At 60.1% G+C, this 15447-nt stretch carries 15 protein-coding genes; 14 read left to right on the top strand and 1 reads right to left on the bottom strand.

Features of this window, described 5'->3' with window-relative positions; all coding sequences use genetic code 11:
- The first annotated feature begins 38 nt into the window (after positions 1 to 38).
- From PLJ71_05865 to PLJ71_05800, 14 genes are all read left to right on the top strand, one after another.
- A complete protein-coding gene (locus PLJ71_05865; protein ID HQM48194.1) occupies positions 39 to 884 on the top strand; it encodes a glucose 1-dehydrogenase in 846 nt (281 codons plus the stop codon).
- Between the two features lie 63 nt (positions 885 to 947).
- The gene (locus PLJ71_05860; GenBank protein ID HQM48193.1) at positions 948 to 2330 is read left to right on the top strand and encodes a sugar porter family MFS transporter; all 1383 of its coding nucleotides are present in this window, start codon (positions 948 to 950) and stop codon (positions 2328 to 2330) included.
- A gap of 43 nt (positions 2331 to 2373) precedes the next feature.
- Positions 2374 to 3540, top strand: a complete 1167-nt coding sequence (locus PLJ71_05855; GenBank protein HQM48192.1) for a hypothetical protein — start codon at positions 2374 to 2376, stop codon at positions 3538 to 3540.
- Positions 3541 to 3569: 29 nt separating this feature from the next.
- Positions 3570 to 4601, top strand: a complete 1032-nt coding sequence (locus tag PLJ71_05850; GenBank protein HQM48191.1) for a sugar kinase — start codon at positions 3570 to 3572, stop codon at positions 4599 to 4601.
- A gap of 15 nt (positions 4602 to 4616) precedes the next feature.
- The gene (locus tag PLJ71_05845) at positions 4617 to 5282 is read left to right on the top strand and encodes a bifunctional 4-hydroxy-2-oxoglutarate aldolase/2-dehydro-3-deoxy-phosphogluconate aldolase (protein HQM48190.1); all 666 of its coding nucleotides are present in this window, start codon (positions 4617 to 4619) and stop codon (positions 5280 to 5282) included.
- Positions 5279 to 6451, top strand: coding sequence for a uroporphyrinogen decarboxylase family protein (locus PLJ71_05840; GenBank protein ID HQM48189.1), 1173 nt, complete (start codon positions 5279 to 5281; stop codon positions 6449 to 6451). Before PLJ71_05845 ends, PLJ71_05840 begins: the two co-directional genes overlap by 4 nt.
- 20 nt (positions 6452 to 6471) lie before the next feature.
- Entirely contained in the window at positions 6472 to 7536 is a 1065-nt protein-coding gene (locus PLJ71_05835; GenBank protein HQM48188.1) for an Ldh family oxidoreductase, read from the top strand.
- The gene (locus PLJ71_05830; protein HQM48187.1) at positions 7533 to 8489 is read left to right on the top strand and encodes a C-terminal binding protein; all 957 of its coding nucleotides are present in this window, start codon (positions 7533 to 7535) and stop codon (positions 8487 to 8489) included. Before PLJ71_05835 ends, PLJ71_05830 begins: the two co-directional genes overlap by 4 nt.
- Positions 8490 to 8516: 27 nt before the next feature.
- Complete coding sequence (locus PLJ71_05825) at positions 8517 to 9314, top strand: fumarylacetoacetate hydrolase family protein (GenBank protein HQM48186.1); 798 nt, start codon at positions 8517 to 8519, stop codon at positions 9312 to 9314.
- A 20-nt stretch (positions 9315 to 9334) separates the two neighbouring features.
- A complete protein-coding gene (locus PLJ71_05820) occupies positions 9335 to 10132 on the top strand; it encodes an MBL fold metallo-hydrolase (protein HQM48185.1) in 798 nt (265 codons plus the stop codon).
- Positions 10133 to 10143: 11 nt separating this feature from the next.
- A complete protein-coding gene (locus PLJ71_05815; GenBank protein HQM48184.1) occupies positions 10144 to 11130 on the top strand; it encodes an alpha-ketoacid dehydrogenase subunit beta in 987 nt (328 codons plus the stop codon).
- A gap of 13 nt (positions 11131 to 11143) precedes the next feature.
- Positions 11144 to 12100, top strand: a complete 957-nt coding sequence (locus PLJ71_05810) for a thiamine pyrophosphate-dependent dehydrogenase E1 component subunit alpha (protein HQM48183.1) — start codon at positions 11144 to 11146, stop codon at positions 12098 to 12100.
- A 12-nt stretch (positions 12101 to 12112) separates the two neighbouring features.
- Positions 12113 to 12412 (top strand): hypothetical protein, encoded by a 300-nt coding sequence (locus PLJ71_05805; protein ID HQM48182.1) that lies wholly within the window; start codon positions 12113 to 12115, stop codon positions 12410 to 12412.
- Between the two features lie 3 nt (positions 12413 to 12415).
- Positions 12416 to 13195, top strand: a complete 780-nt coding sequence (locus tag PLJ71_05800; GenBank protein ID HQM48181.1) for an SDR family NAD(P)-dependent oxidoreductase — start codon at positions 12416 to 12418, stop codon at positions 13193 to 13195.
- 16 nt (positions 13196 to 13211) lie between these two features.
- Here the strand turns inward: PLJ71_05800 and PLJ71_05795 are convergent, their stop codons facing one another.
- Entirely contained in the window at positions 13212 to 15101 is a 1890-nt protein-coding gene (locus PLJ71_05795; GenBank protein ID HQM48180.1) for a glycoside hydrolase family 127 protein, read from the bottom strand.
- Between the last annotated feature and the right edge of the window lie 346 nt (positions 15102 to 15447).

Below are 15447 nucleotides of genomic sequence, written 5' to 3'. Positions count from 1 at the left end.
GTGGGGATTGGCCCCGCGGCAGACATGAGGGTCGCGACATGAGTTGCTTGGGAAAACTTGCGGGCAAGAAGGCGCTGGTTACCGGCTCGGGCACGGGGATCGGGCGCGAGATCGCGCTCGAATTCGCTCGCCAGGGGGCGGACGTGGTGTTGCACTACGCCCACAGCGACGCCGGAGCTAAGAGCGCAGTCGAGGAAATCCGGGCTATGGGTCGTAAGGCAGCGGCATTTCGCGCCAACTTCGATGACGTCGATGAAGTGGTGGCCCTGGGTGAATCAGCGCTGGAATTTCTCGGCGGCGTGGATTGCCTGGTGAACAACGCCGGTATCACGTTCAATAAACCGTTTCTCAGGGTTACCCGTGAGCAGTTCGACCGGATGTACCACGTGAACATCCGCGCCCAGTTTTTTTTAACCCAGCGGCTCGCCGCCGAGATGGAGAAACGCGGGGGAGGGGCTGTCTGCAATCTCACGTCCATTCACGGTGTTCAAGGCGCTCCCGAGCACTCGGTGTACGCCGGCACAAAGGGTGCGATTGTGGCGTACACGCGATCGCTTGCCGTTGAACTCGCCCACAAAGGGATTCGCATCAACGCGATTGCGCCCGGCTGGGTGACGGTCGAGAACTATTACAACGTGCTGCCGGGGTTCAACGAGGAAGACGCCAAGAGAGACGCCGCCAACAAGATTCCCCTGGGACGGCCCGGCGTTCCGTTGGATATCGCGAAGCTCGCCGTATTTTTATGCTCCGATGACGCAAGTTACATTATCGGACAAACCATCGTGGCCGACGGGGGGACAACCTCGTTGATGTCCCTGATCTCAGATTTTCGAAACGAATCATCAGCTCGTTTCGGCAAAGGGTATCTCCCGGGTGTGCAGTAGTCGGCCGCGATGCGTCGCAGGCTGAAATCCGTTGATATGCGAGCGGAAAGAGGAGGTATTTCAATGAGTCCAAAGCAAGCGATCGCCGCCGGCGGCGGGAAATCCAGTCTGTACGCCTTTGGGGTGGCCTTTGTGGCCTCGGTAGGCGGATTCCTGTTCGGATACGACCTCGCGGTCATGGGCGCCGCGAACTTATACCTCAGAGAGCAGTTCCACCTGTCTCCGGCCGTTTGGGGTTTTACGACGGGAAGCGCCACCTTGGGTTGCATCATCGGCCCATTTCTGGGCGCATGGTTATGCGACGCGGTTGGCCGTAACAGGACCATGATGGTTGCGTGCGCGTTATTGGGGATTGGGTCGCTGTTCACGGCTATACCCAAGGACATGTTCACGTTCAATGTTTTTAGAATCGTCGGCGGCATAGGAGTGGGCCTGTGCTCGGTGGCGTCGCCGATGTATATCTCCGAAGTGGCGCCCCCCCGGATGCGCGGGGGGCTTGGCACGATGTATCAGCTTGCGATCGTGGTGGGCAGCATTGCGGCGCCGTTCTTTTCTTTCATCATCGTCAAATTGGCATCGCCCGAAACCTGCTGGCGGTGGATGTTCGCGTCGGAACTCCTTCCGGTTGTTGTCTTTATCGTGTTGCTTATGACCATTCCCCAGAGTCCGCGGTGGCTTGCCGGAAGGGGCCGTCACGATGAGGCGCTCGCCGTTCTCGTTCGTGTCGACGGCGAGGCCAACGCCCGTGAAGAGATGGAGCAGATTCAGGCGTCGCTCAAGGAAGAACTGGGCACGTTCTCCGAATTGTTCGCCCCGGGCATTCGTTATGCGTTCGCGATCGGCCTGTTTCTGGCTTTCTTCAACAATTGGACCGGCTGGAGTGTCATGGGCGGCTACATTCCCATGTTGTTCGAATCCAGCGGGCTTAATGACAGAGCGTTGGCGATTCTGCAATTCGCCGTTGCGTATGGGTTCATGGGCGCCGTGACGCTGGTGGCCTGCTGGATTGTGGACCGCGTGGGCCGCCGTCCCCTGTGGCTGGCGGGTTCCGCAATGATGTGCGTTATCACCGCGATGACCGGCGCGGTGTTTCACTTTCATTTGAGCGGCTGGTTCGTCCTCCTGGTCATTATTCTCTGCACGCTTCCCCACGGCTTTGCTCTTGGCCCGCTGCCTTGGCTCATGATGTCGGAGATCTTTCCGACCCGGCTTCGCGGCCGCGCGGTCTCGCTGACCACCGCATTTCTGTGGGTGACGATTTACAGCGGCGCCCAACTTTTCCCCATAATCTCGGATTATTCAGAGAGAACCATCGGCTCCATAGGGGGGACGTTCTGGCTGCTCTCGTTCATATGCGTGTTCGCGTTTCTGTTCGGGTTGTTCATGCTGCCTGAGACCAAGGGCAGGTCGCTCGAGGAGATTGCGGCTTCGTGGAAACGGAAATGAGCAGGGAAGGCTGTTGTTTTAGCAAGAGGGGAGGTTCCTTCGTATGCAAAACCGCAGGGAGTTCCTGAATATGGTGGCAAAACAGACCGGGGCCGTATATCTGGCGGGTCTCGCGGCCGGTTCGGCGCCGGCGGAAGCGGGCCGGCCCGCCGCCCCGGACACAATGATCCGGCTCCTCGGCGTGTTGAAAGCCGTTGGCAAACCCGCCGAGACCGTGACGACGCCGGACGGGACAACCGTGCTCCTGCTTCCCTATGGAGGGCGCGTCCTCGCCCTGTTTGCCCCCGGCAGCGATGCGAACTTCTACTGGACGCATCCGGCCCTGGAGTCCGAAGAGACGGCGCGCGCGTTCTACGCAAGCAAGGATTGGCACAATTCCGGCGGTGACCGGACGTGGCTCGCGCCCGAGGTGGACCTGTTTCTCCCACACTACCCGGATACGAAGACCTACTGGCAGCCGCGCGAACTGGACCCGGGCAACTATAGGGCCGTTCGCGGTAAAGACGGGCTCAAACTGGTCAACCGGCTTACGCTGAAGTTTTCCCGGTCCGGGAAGGAAGTCAAGCTGCGCATTGCGAAATCGATTGGCGCTGCCGCCAATCCGCTCCGTTATGAAGGCAGTATCGACCTCGCAGGCGTGTGTTATGCCGGATACACCCAGCATACGCGGCTCGAAATACGCGAAGAGCACGCCGAAGACAAGCCGATGGTGGGTCTGTGGAATCTGGTTCAGATGCCGCACGGCGGCGACCTGCTGATCCCTGTCTATCACAGGACCGAACCGAAGATCTGGTTTGGAGAAGTCTCTTCGGAAGACCTGATAGTGCAAGACCGCCTTATTCGGTACAAGATGCGCGCGCAGGGTGAACACAAGCTGGGCGTGCGCGCCGTGGCTACCACGGGCCGCGTCGGGTATGTCTCTGGCAGCGGGAAAACGTGCTCGCTCATTGTGCGCAATTTCACAGTAAACCCTTCCGGAGAATACGTAGATGCGCCCTGGAAAGACCCGGAGGATCTTGGGTATTCGACGCAGGCGTGCAACGTGAATTCGGCGCTCGGTGCGTTCAGCGAGCTCGAGTACCACATTCCCGCGATCGGCGGGAAGACCGGTTTCACGCGGTGCGATGACACGGCGCAGGTCTGGGCGTTTCGCGGACCCGAGGAGAAGATTGTGGCCGCGGCGCGATGCCTGCTATCCCCGGACGTGTAACGGGCCGGCCGGATTGAGAACACGAGGGCATGATGAACAGCGACAAGAAACCTGCCGTGGTGACGTTTGGCGAACTGCTGCTGCGTCTCGACCCGTTTGGCATGGACCGATTGACGCAGGCCGAGATGTTCAGGGCCCGGTATACCGGCGCCGAGGCGAACGTGGCGGTATCCCTGGCAGGTTTCGGCGTTGACGCGTACGCCGTGTCCAAAGTGCCGGCGCATGAAATCGGGCAGGCCTGCGTCAATTACCTGCGGCGATTTGGAGTCAATACCGACTTCATTGTTCGTGGAGGCGACCGTCTCGGCATGTTGTACGTCGAGACCGGTTTTTCTCAGCGGCCGTCCAAGGTGATCTACGATCGCAACCACAGCAGCATTCGTGAACTTGTGCCCGGCGAGCTGGACTGGAGGCGCATACTAGCCGGCAAACGATGGTTCCATTTCTCGGGAACCGCTCCAGCGCTTGGAGACAACGTAACGGCCGTTCTAGAGGAAGCTCTCGACACAGCGAGAGAACTGGGCGTTACGACCAGTTGCGACTGCAATTACCGCAGCAAGCTGTGGGCGCCGGACAAGGCCAGCCGGGTCCTGTCACATTTGTTCAGCCGCGTGGATGTCTTCGTTGGCGGCGTGGAAGACGCGGAAAAGCTTTTTGGCATATGCGTGCCCGAGGACCTTCGCGGCCGGGAGGACGCGTCGGCAGAGTTCGCGGCGCGGCGTCTCAGGGAGAAGTTCGGGTTCACGTGGGTAGGGGTAACGTTGCGCGGGGGCGCATCGGCCTCTGTCAACGAATACGCGGGACTGGTCTGCTGCGCGGAAGGATGCGCCTCGAGCCGGTCGTACCAGATCCAGATTGTCGATCGCGTAGGGGCCGGCGATGCGTTCACGGCGGGGATGGTGTTTCAGATTCTCCGCGGGGCCGATGCGGCGCATGTGGTGGAATTTGCCGCGGCGGCGGCGTGCCTCAAACACACCATACCCGGCGATTTTAATCTTGTCTCCGTGGAAGAAGTCGAAGAACTTGTGCGTGGCGGGCAGGCAGGGCGCGTACGACGGTAGAAAGCAGGGGAGAGAATGAGCAAGGAAAAGAATATCGAACGGCTCCATGAGGAGTGGCTGGTTCTGATTCTTCGAGGCGATACGGCACAGCAGACCGAGGACACGTTTGAAGCGCTCATCGAGGGCGGCGCGACGCTGCTTGAGGTTCCGTTCACCACGCCGGGGGCGTGCGACGTAATACGGCGAATACGCGAGAAACATGGCGCGCGCGTGATTGTGTCAGCCGGCACCGTCACGACGCAGGATCAGGCACTTGCGGCGATTGCAGCGGGCGCGCAGGGCATTGTGTCGCCCAATCTCTACGCTCCGGTGGTGGAAACCGCGGTCGACGCGGGCGTTTTCTCGGCGCCGGGTTGTTTTACGCCGAGCGAGATCGCCGATGCGATGAGGATGGGCGCGGATGTGATCAAACTGTTTCCCTGCGACATGGTGGGTCCCAGGTTCGTCTATTTCATGCAGGGCCCGTTTCCGGGAGTCCGCATCATGCCGGCGGGCAGCATCACCTTGGACAACATGGAGTCATACCATGCCGTGGGCGCGTTTGCGGGAGTTGCGGGCGTCACGACGGAAATGCCGCTTGCCACGGCCGTCAGGCAAGGCAATTTCGCCGAAATCACCGATTGTGCGCGGCGCTGGATTTCCGCCGTGCGGGCTATGAAGGCGGGAAGGAAAACCGCATGAGCCGCGTCGAAACAGAAGATTTCCGTCTTCTGCCGGTGTCTGAGATGGAGGCGCGGCTGGCACAATTTGAAAAACGCGTCAATGCCGCTCAATGTGCTTACCCGCCCACCAAGGAGCGCGTAAGGCAAGCGCTTCGCGGCACGGGCGACGGCCGTTGTCCAGTTCGCCTGAAACGTCATTCGCTTGATTTGATCCTGAAATATGGCGACGAGCTGGCCAGCCTTTTCTGCGAGTATCCGGACGATGTAGTTGCCCTTATCCCCTACGACATTACGATTGGGTACCAGTCCCCTGGCAAGACTCCGCGCGTGAATGTGGTGGAAGCGTTGATGACCGATATGCAATGGCTGGACGAATGGGGAACGCGGTGGGGGCATGCCTTTGGCGGCGTCGGCGCTACTCCGTTGGACTGCCCGATCAAGGACTGGGCGATGCTGGATGACTATTTCGAGAACGGGATGCCGGATCCCAATGCTCCCGGCCGTCTGGACTCTGTTACAGCGCCGCTGGCCCTTCATAAAGAGACAAAATACTGTTTTGGGATCATTCATTTGGCCCTGTTCGAGCGCCTGCATTGTCTCCGGGGCATGGAGAATGTGTTCACCGATTTCCTTATCCACGAGGCTGAGGTAGAAAGGTTGCTGGACGGTCTCGAGGAATACCTTCTCGAGATTGTCCGCCAGTGGGGCGCGCTTGGGGCCGATGCGGTCTTTTTTACCGACGATTGGGGTTCGCAAAGCGGCCTGATGATATCTCCGGACCAGTGGCGCCGGCTGTTCAAGGACCGGTACGCGCGGACGTTTGCTGAAGTCCACCGGCTCGGCATGGATGCGATCTTCCACAGTTGCGGGAATGTCACCGGCATTGTGGGCGAACTGGTTGACATCGGTCTCGACGTGCTCGATCCGGTGCAGCCGGGCGCAATGGATATCGAAGAGCTTGCGCGGGATTTTGGAGGCCAACTGGCCTTCAGCGGCGCGGTAGACGTTCAAGAACTGCTGGTTCATGGCTCGGCAGAGCAGGTGAAGGACGAAGTGCGGAGAATCATCGATATCCTCGGCAGGCCTTTCGGCGGCGCGCTGCTGCTGGGTCCGGCGAACGTGATGACTCCCGATATACCGTTTGCGAATCTCGAGGCGCTGTTCGAAGCGGCGCATGGAGTGGTATAGATACCAAGGAATAGAAGACGATGTTAGTTTCGGCACACGAACTCAAGACGTTGGCAACCGCAATCTTCTACGGCCGCGGCCTCTCGGAACGCGACAGCGGGATCATGGCGGACTCGCTGGTGCACGCGAATCTACGCGGCGTGGATTCACACGGGGTCATGCGTGTGCCGCATTACATCAGCAGAGTCGACAATGGGTCGATCAACCCGCGGCCCAGCGCCAAGGTCGAGCGAACGGGAGCGGCGACCGCCACGATTGACGCCAATCACGGTTTCGGCCAAGTAACCAATTGGGATGCCATGGGCCTTGCCGTGGAGATCGCGCGCGAGTCGGGGGCCGGGTTTGTCGGCGTCACGCACAGCAACCATTGTGGCGCACTCTCGTTTTTCACTCAGCGGGCCATTGAGGCCGGCTGCATCGGCATGGCGTTCACGCAAACCGACAAGGGTGTTGTCCCGTTCGGGGGACGCATCCCGTTCTGCGGCACCAATCCGCTGTGTATTGGGATCCCGTCGGCGTCGGGGCCTCCCGTGGTGCTCGATATGGCGACGAGCACTGTCGCGGGCGGGCACATCTACAAGGCCCGGATGGAAAACAGGCCCATTCCGCCAACCTGGGCACTGGACAGTGACGGCAAACCGACGACCGACCCCCACAAAGCCGCGTATTGGACGCCCGCCGCCGGCGCGAAGGGGTACGGGCTGGGCGTTATTATCGACATCTTGACGGGGATACTGTCGGGAGGCGCTTACGGACCGCACATCCCCGTCATGTATGGGGATTTGGATAAGAAGCGCAACCTCTGCCACTTGATCGCGGCGCTTGACTACCGGCGATTCGCAGGCCGCCACAATTTCCGCGAGCAGGTGGCGGCCATGGTGACCGACCTGCACGGCGCTCCCGTGTCGGAAGGTTTCGAGCGCGTGCAGGCGCCCGGAGAACCGGAATACCTGCGGTGCCTGGACCGATCTAAGAACGGCATTCCGCTGGATGAGAATGTGTGGAAAGAATTGACGGCATTGTTGCCCCAATCCGCCGGCCAGCGCCAGGCAACAGACCGGCAAGCGAAGGAGGAAGATTCGTGAAACGCGTCATCATAACCGATCATAGTTTTCCTCACGTTGACTTGGAACGTGAGATCATCGAGTCGGCTGGTTTTGCGCTTGAGACCATCCAGCCGATCTGCAAGACCGAGGACGATATCATTCGCGCCTGCGGCAAGGCCGACGCGCTTCTGGTGCAGTGGGCGCCCGTCACCAGGAGAGTGCTTGAAGCGTTGCCGAACGTGCGGTGCATCGTGCGCTACGGCGTCGGGGTGAACAACTTCGATCTCGACGCGGCACGGGACCTAGGCGTCGTGGCGGCGAACGTGCCCGATTTCTGCGTTGAGGAGGTGGCCAACCACGCGTTGGCCATGATCCTTTCGTTGTGCCGGCGCATTCCCCAGGACCATCACCAGATTCTGCAGGGCGGCTGGGGAGTCAATCCGTTCCGGCCCATTTATGCGCTGACGGAACTTACGTTGGGTCTGGTGAGTTTCGGGAAGATCGCCCGGAATCTTGCCCGTAAAGCGGCGACTCTGGGCTTCGCCATCATTGCCCAGGATCCCTACGTCGACAAGGGTATATTTGAGATATATCAGACCGAACGGGTCGAGTTCGCCGAATTGATTGAGCGCGCCGACATTGTGTCGCTGCATTGCCCCCTGATCCCCGAGACAACGCATCTCATGAATCGCGACGTCTTCGGCAGGATGAAGCCTGGCGCTATACTCATCAATACGTCGCGCGGCCCCGTCGTGCATGAAGAGGCCCTTATCGAGGCGCTGAAAGCGGGTACCCTCGGAGGTGCGGGGCTTGACGTGTTTGAAGAGGAACCGCTTCCTCCGAGCAGTCCGCTCCGCACATTCGCGAACGTTATTCTGACAAGCCATGCCGCCTCAGTCTCGGAGAAGGCCGTAGAACTCCTCCAGCGGAAAGCAGCCGAAGCCGCACGGGACTTTCTCGAGGGGAAAGACCCGGTGTCGCGACTCGTCTAAGGCAACGAACCAGAAGGAGCGCATCTCATGAAGTTCATTCGATTCACAACCGGCCGTCATCCGCGCGGGGCATATGGATTGCTGGAGGACGATGGCAAGATCAGAGTCCTGAAGGGCGGGTTGCTCGATGCCCCCGAACCCACGGGGGAGACCCTTGACCAGAAGGATATCGAACGGTACCTTGCGCCCTGCGAGCCGCCGAACATCCTTGCGTTGGGCCGCAACTACCGCGAGCATGCCGCCGAAACGTCGGACGAGCTGCCCAAGGCGCCGCTTCTGTTCATCAAATTGACGACGGCTTTGGCCGCGCACGATGAGCCGATCGTTGTTCCCGCGGCCGCGCCGGCGCAAGTCGACTACGAGGCTGAGCTGGTTGCGATTATCGGGCGCACGGCAAAGAACGTGCCGCTTGAGAAGGCCCTGGACTATGTGTTCGGCTATACGTGCGGGCACGACGTGTCGGCGCGCGATTGCCAGAGCAGCGACGGTCAATGGGCACGGGCCAAGAGTTTCGATACCTTCGCCCCGGTAGGCCCGTGGGTTGTTACGGGTTTGGACCCGGGCGACCTCCGTATCCGCATGCGGGTGAACGGCGAAACGGTGCAGGATCAGTCCACGAAGGATATGGTGTTTGATGTCGCGTACCTCGTGAGTTATCTCAGCCGCTCGACAACGCTGTTGGCCGGAACAGCTATCTTCACGGGTACGCCGTGCGGCGTTGGAATGGCCCGAAAGCCGCCGTTGTTCCTGAAGCCTGGCGACCTTTGCGAAGTGGATATCGAGGGGATCGGCGTTCTACGCAATCCCGTAGTGGCTGAATCGTAGCCGGGGAGGAGCTGACAGCCATGCTCGCGGTTGAGATCGATAACGCGCGTGCGCCTGAGGGTGGCGTGGCCCTGTGGTGGCTCGCCCAGGCCGGGTTTGTGTTCAAGACATCCAGGGGGGCGGTCGTTTATCTGGATCCCTATCTCTCGAACGTGGTCGAAAAGGCATTTGGGTTCAAACGGCTCTCGCTGTGCCCGATCTCGATGGAAGACGCACGCGCGGACTGGATTCTGAACTCGCACGAGCATCTTGACCACCTGGACACCGATGCGCTGCCGGTCATCGTACGCAACAACCCGGCCTGCCGGTTTGCCGGTTCGCTTCCCTGCGTTCCCGAGTACGAGAAGATGGGCGTTGGGAAGAACCGGTCCGTGCTGCTCGAGCCCGGAAAGCGATATTCTCTGGACGGCGTGGAGGTAGTCACGGCGCGGTCTGATCACGGTGAACTCTCGCCGGACGCCCTGTCGCTGCTTCTTGATTTTGGGAAGGTGCGGGTGCTGTTCACGGGGGACACGGCATTGAACGTCCCTTTGATGCAACCGTTGATAGACCTCAGGCCTGACATACTGCTCGTTTGCATCAACGGCCGGTTTGGGAATCTTAACGCGGAAGAAGCCGCCGAGCTCACAGCCATCGTTTCGCCGCGCGTCGTGGTGCCGTGCCATTTCTGGATGTTCAAAGAACACAACGGCGACCCCGAGGCCTTTGTGCAGGCGTGCGCGCGGAGGTGTCCCGCCGTGCCTGTGCGCCTGTTGACGCCGGGCGAGGGGTTTTCGTGCTCGGAGCGGGCCATCGAGAGGATCGCAGCCGAGCCTTAGAAAGGACCGTTATGGCCAGAAGAATCCGATTTGTCGAAGCGCTGCGTGAAGGCATGCGGCAAGAAATGGAACGGGACCCGTCGGTTTTCGTGATGGGAGAGGGCGTGGGCCCTCACGGGAGCTGTTTCAAGCAAACAGAGGGGTTTACCGCGCAATTCGGCGAGGACCGTTCGCGCGACACGCCCATCTCGGAACTGGCCATCGCGGGCACGGCGGCGGGTGCGGCATTACTGGGCATGCGCCCTATCGCGGATCTCATGTGGATCGACTTTTCGATGCTGGCCATGGACCAGATCTGCAACCAGGCTGCCAAGCTGCGTTACATTTCAAATGGCCAGGTCAACGTGCCCGTGGTGTACCGCATGACGACGGGCAAATCGAAGTCCAACGCCGCCCACCATTCCGGGTCCTTTTATTCGTGGTATATCAATACGCCGGGATTGACAGTCGTGGTTCCCAGCACGCCTTACGATGCTAAAGGTCTGGTCATATCGGCAATTCGGGATGATGGGCCGGTCATCTATCTCGAACACAAACTCCTCTTGAACGTGCGCGGGGAGGTGCCCGAGGAGCCGTATGAGGTTCCGCTTGGTGTCGCGGACGTCAAACGCGAGGGCGCCGATCTGACGGTCGTCGCCACCGGGCTCATGGTGGGCTACAGCCTTGCCGCCGCTGAGACTCTTGCGAAGGACGGGGCGTCTGTCGAGGTCATCGATCCGCGGACGCTGATGCCTTACGATGGCAAGGCTATCCTGGCGTCCGTGCGCAAGACCGGGCGGCTGCTTGTCGTTGACGAGGGGTACCGCTTCTGCGGGTTCGCGTCGGAGATTATCGCATTTGCGGTTGAAAATGCCATGGATGCTCTTCGTCAACCGCCGCGGCAGCTTACCACGATGCATACGACGATACCATTCAGTCCTCCCATGGAAGACTTCGTGTTCCCCAACCCTGAGCGCATTGCGAATGAGATTCGCGCCATGCTCAACATGCCGGTGTAGGGAGATTCATTCAATGGACAACCACACAAAGATCCAGCTTCTCAAAACCATGGTGCGGATTCGAAAGGCTGAACTGCAGCTTGCCATCATGTACAAGAACGGGAAGGTGTTCTGCGCCGCCCACCTCTACGAAGGAGAGGAGGCCATCGCCGCCGGCGTCTGCGCCAATCTGCGTGCCGACGACTGCATGACGAGCACGCATCGAGGCCACGGGCATTGCATCGCCAAAGGCATGCCGATGAGGAAAATGATCGCGGAGGTTTGCGGAAAGAAGACAGGATGCTGCGGCGGAAAAGGCGGCACCATGCACCTCTTTGATCCTGCTGTTGGCGTGATGGGCACAGTTGGCATCGTGGGCGGCGGGATTCCATTGTCGACCGGGCTGGGGCTTGCCATGAAGATGCAGAAGACCGACCGGGTGGCCGTCAGTTTCTTTGGCGACGGCGCATCGAACAACGGGGCGTTCCACGAAAGCCTCAACCTGGCCGCTCTTTGGAAACTGCCCGTCATCTACGTGTGTGAGAACAACATGTACGCAACCTCGGTGGCCGTATGGCGGTCGACTTCCGTGCCCGACATCGGCGTGCGGGGAGCCGCGTACGGAATCCCCGGAGTCACAGTGGACGGCAACCGGGTGGACGAGGTGTACGCGGCGGCGGCTGAGGCGGTTTCGCGGGCGCGCGCGGGTCTGGGTCCCATGCTGATCGAGTGCAAGACCTACCGTATCCGGGGCCATTTCGAGGGCGACGACTCGCTGTACCGCACGAAGGAGGAAGTCGCCGAGGCGCGCAAGCGCGACCCCATTGATTACTGGAAGGGGAAGCTGCTCGGGGATGGCGTGATTACCGAAGAAGTTTTCACGGCAATCAACGAGGAAGCGGACGCCGAGGTGGCTGATGCGGCCTTGTTCGCGGAACAGAGTCCCTTCCCTGCTCCGGAAGAAGCACTGATATTGACAGCTCAAGCATAGAGGAGAAGAGTCATGGCGTACGTCGTTGTTATGCCCCGTCTGGGACAGACGATGGAAGTGGGCGAAATCATTGAATGGATGAAGAAAGAGGGCGACCCTGTCGAGAAAGGTGAAGTCCTGTTGAACATCCAGACGGACAAGTCCACCCTCGATGTGGAGGCGGATTGCTCCGGCGTCTTGGTAAAGGTGCTGGCTACGTCTGACGATGGCGAGATTCCATGTCTCGAGCCTATCGCCATTATTGCATCGCGAGGCGAAATCGTGGACGTGGAGAAGACCTTAAACGAGTTTCGCGCGAAACAGGGGGCGTGACCCATGCAGGTAGACTTGACAGGGAAAGTCGCCGTTGTGACCGGCGCCGCGCAGGGGATTGGCAGGGCCATTGCCGAGGCTCTCGCGGAGAACGGGGCCTTGGTCACCATCTCTGATATCCAGGTCGAAAAAGGGCGTGCCACAGCCACGGAAATCGGGCGGGAGGTCGCCTTTCACTCCTGCGACGTATCTGATCCCGTCCAGGTGCGCGATTTGGTCGGCACGGTCGTGGCCCGGCATGGGCGGCTCGATATCGCCGTCAATAATGCGGGGATCAACACGGGCCGCCCCGAGGACCGCGTCACGGTCGACCAATACTCAGAAGAAATCTGGCACCGGATCATGAATGTGGACTTGCACGGCGCGTTTTACTGTTGCAAGGCGGAATCCGCCCAGATGGTGCGTCAAGGGTCGGGGGTGATCGTCAATATCGCCTCGATTGCGGGCGTCGTGCCGCTGCGCCTCCAGATCGGTTTCGTGGCGGCGAAGGCGGGGGTTATCCGGATGACCGAGGCCATGGCATGCGAACTGGGACCGCTGGGTATTCGCGTCAATTGCGTATCTCCCGGGTCCACGCTCGTACAAGGCACCCGGCAGCTCTTCTACAACAACAAGGAAACGGCGGCGCGTCTGGTCTCATTCATTCCGCAGCGCCGGCCCGGCGAGACTGACGAAATCGCCGCCGCCGTTCTGTTTCTGGTGTCGGATGCCGCCTCTTACGTCAACGGCCACAACTTTGTCGTAGACGGAGGCTGGACCTGCGGCTTCTCACGGGATTTCTGACGCCGTACAACGCCGGTTACTGGCCGGTTGTCTTGTTTATCAGTTCATCGTCGACCGCCGTGGCCAGGTCCGGCAGGCGAAAATACGTGGTGATGCCACTGGGATCGATGAACTCGGTCAACACGACGTCGAGCTGCGCGGCCCCGGTTGCCCCGGCTTCCGGCGGCCATGCCTTTGCCAGGACTTTGAGCCCGCCGGGGCGGAAGGATGGGTCGGAGACCGGCGCGCCCAGTGACGCGGGGTCCAGGACGAGTTCGCCGGGCCTCTCATACTTCTGCAGCAACTCTGAGTTGTTGGCGGTCCCGATACAGTAGACCAGAGGACCGCGCATCAACGCGGCCCGGCCCTCGAGCGATTTGCGTCCGCGGACCAAGCGCCACGGCATAGGCATATCGAGCGTAATGGAGTCCGCCGGCTTCCAGACACGGCGGATTTCGTAGAAAACCTGGCCGGGGGAAACTTCGACAGGCGTCTCGCTGTTGACGGCCACCTTAGCTTTCGGGCACCAGGCCGGAATGCGCAACCTGAGGGCGAACTCCATCTCTTGGGACGGCGTGACGACAATCTTGACCAGTCCCGAGGCGGGGTAGTCCGTTTCTTGTTGAATCGTGACACTACGGCCATTGTCCCGAGCGATGGTTGCCGTGGATGCGGTATAAAGGTTCACGGCGATGCCATCGTTCGAGCAGTAGTAGATCATGCCGGGCAATTCAGCCATGATCCGCCGGAAATTATTGGGGCAACAGAACGTGTCGCGCTCGAAATAGGTGCGGTTGCCCTCGAGAGCGCAGAAATAGCGCAGGCTTCTGCCGTCGGGGGATTGCGCGGCGAACAACGCATTGTAGACGGCCCGTTCCATGATGTTGCCGAACCGTGATTCGCCCGTCAGCCGAAGCATGCGATCCATCAATCGTGTCAGGTAGGCTGTGGCGCAGCTTTCACTCACATTTCCGCTGCCCACCTGGCTGTCGTGCCATGCCTCGTTCAGACTGCACGAGCCCGAAATCAGCAATCCGTCCCGCCGGGTCAGGAAATCCAGGGCCTGTTGTGCCTGCTGCAAAAGCCGCGGGTCAGGCTGAATGTTGTACAACTGCAACTGTGCCACGCACAGGGCCATGAAGATATAGCAGTGCCGTTCGTCGTCCATGTTGTACGGTTTGTTGGGCTCGTCCATCTTGATGGTTGAATTCCATTCCCCCAACTTGTACTGCTCGAACCTGGTGCAGAAATCCAGATACCGTTGATCGTTCGTCTGCTCGAAAAGCGTCAGCAAGGCGCCGTCAAGCCCCGTGGTTACGCCGTACATGTTGGGGCGTTGTCCGGTCGGTCCGGGGATTCGAGACGGCTCGGCAGACCAGCGCGCGATGATGAAATCGGCCAGTTTCCGGGCTGCCACAAGCGATGATTGCTCGCCAAAATACTTGTAGTCGTTGGTCAAGCCCAACACGAGGTAGGACATCTCATGGATATCGTACACGCCCCACAGGCGGCTTTCCGGGACAAGGATGCCGATGTATCCGTCAGGCTCCTGAGTTTTGATCGCCTCCGAGACAAGACGGTTCTTCAATGCCAGCACCTTTGGGTCCCCGGTATAGGCGGCAAACCGCACCGTGGCATCAATCAGCTTGCCCAGTCCGATATATCCAGAAGCTTGGTTCCGTTGACGAAACGGAACAAGGAACGCGTTTTCGGTGTCCAGTGCCAGCAGGTTGTTGTTGACGGTGATATCGATACGCCGTCCGAGCTCCCCTCCCGCCTTTACCCGGTCCAGACCGATGGGCGTCATGACGCCCGCCGCGGGTCCCGTATTGCGCGCCGCAGGCTTTGCGTCCACGGCGGCAGCCGGGACATTCATCGCAGCCAGAATAATCCCACTCAAGACGACGCACTGAAGACAACCGCTCATAGCCTTCTACTCCCCGGGATGGGGCAAGACCGTGCCTGCAGCCATGTTTTTCGCCGCTTCGTTGAGGGTCTATGTCTTGCCCATACCTCGTGTTTTCGGCGCGGGCTCTACAATAGACAGCAAGTGCGTTCGAGTTTTGCGCGTGAAGCTGCCTTTTGCGCTCCCGTGTCGGACCGAGCCGTATTTTATCAATTGCCAAAGAAAAAGTGTAAGGCTTCCGTGTTGAGGCGCTCATTTGTCGCAGGTCAGGAATGTGATGCACATTGAATTGACGTCCCCTGACGAGTTCTGGTCCAATGGCGTCATCACTGCTGATGGATTCCGCGGCCAGCATGTGGCCATGCGG

Source organism: Candidatus Hydrogenedentota bacterium, from assembly GCA_035416745.1.
Taxonomy (GTDB): domain Bacteria; phylum Hydrogenedentota; class Hydrogenedentia; order Hydrogenedentales; family SLHB01; genus UBA2224.
The sequence above is the reverse complement of the archived record's forward strand: the minus strand, read 5'-3'. Positions and strand labels throughout refer to the sequence as shown.

What these genes read in the sequence shown, in the direction of transcription:
- PLJ71_05865 (HQM48194.1), top strand. Translation starts at nt 39, where the DNA reads ATGAGTTGCTTGGGAAAACTTGCGGGCAAGAAGGCGCTGGTTACCGGC.
- PLJ71_05860 (HQM48193.1), top strand. Translation starts at nt 948, where the DNA reads ATGAGTCCAAAGCAAGCGATCGCCGCCGGCGGCGGGAAATCCAGTCTG.
- PLJ71_05855 (HQM48192.1), top strand. Translation starts at nt 2,374, where the DNA reads ATGCAAAACCGCAGGGAGTTCCTGAATATGGTGGCAAAACAGACCGGG.
- PLJ71_05850 (HQM48191.1), top strand. Translation starts at nt 3,570, where the DNA reads ATGATGAACAGCGACAAGAAACCTGCCGTGGTGACGTTTGGCGAACTG.
- PLJ71_05845 (HQM48190.1), top strand. Translation starts at nt 4,617, where the DNA reads ATGAGCAAGGAAAAGAATATCGAACGGCTCCATGAGGAGTGGCTGGTT.
- PLJ71_05840 (HQM48189.1), top strand. Translation starts at nt 5,279, where the DNA reads ATGAGCCGCGTCGAAACAGAAGATTTCCGTCTTCTGCCGGTGTCTGAG.
- PLJ71_05835 (HQM48188.1), top strand. Translation starts at nt 6,472, where the DNA reads ATGTTAGTTTCGGCACACGAACTCAAGACGTTGGCAACCGCAATCTTC.
- PLJ71_05825 (HQM48186.1), top strand. Translation starts at nt 8,517, where the DNA reads ATGAAGTTCATTCGATTCACAACCGGCCGTCATCCGCGCGGGGCATAT.
- PLJ71_05820 (HQM48185.1), top strand. Translation starts at nt 9,335, where the DNA reads ATGCTCGCGGTTGAGATCGATAACGCGCGTGCGCCTGAGGGTGGCGTG.
- PLJ71_05815 (HQM48184.1), top strand. Translation starts at nt 10,144, where the DNA reads ATGGCCAGAAGAATCCGATTTGTCGAAGCGCTGCGTGAAGGCATGCGG.
- PLJ71_05810 (HQM48183.1), top strand. Translation starts at nt 11,144, where the DNA reads ATGGACAACCACACAAAGATCCAGCTTCTCAAAACCATGGTGCGGATT.
- PLJ71_05805 (HQM48182.1), top strand. Translation starts at nt 12,113, where the DNA reads ATGGCGTACGTCGTTGTTATGCCCCGTCTGGGACAGACGATGGAAGTG.
- PLJ71_05800 (HQM48181.1), top strand. Translation starts at nt 12,416, where the DNA reads ATGCAGGTAGACTTGACAGGGAAAGTCGCCGTTGTGACCGGCGCCGCG.
- PLJ71_05795 (HQM48180.1), bottom strand. Translation starts at nt 15,101, where the DNA reads ATGAGCGGTTGTCTTCAGTGCGTCGTCTTGAGTGGGATTATTCTGGCT.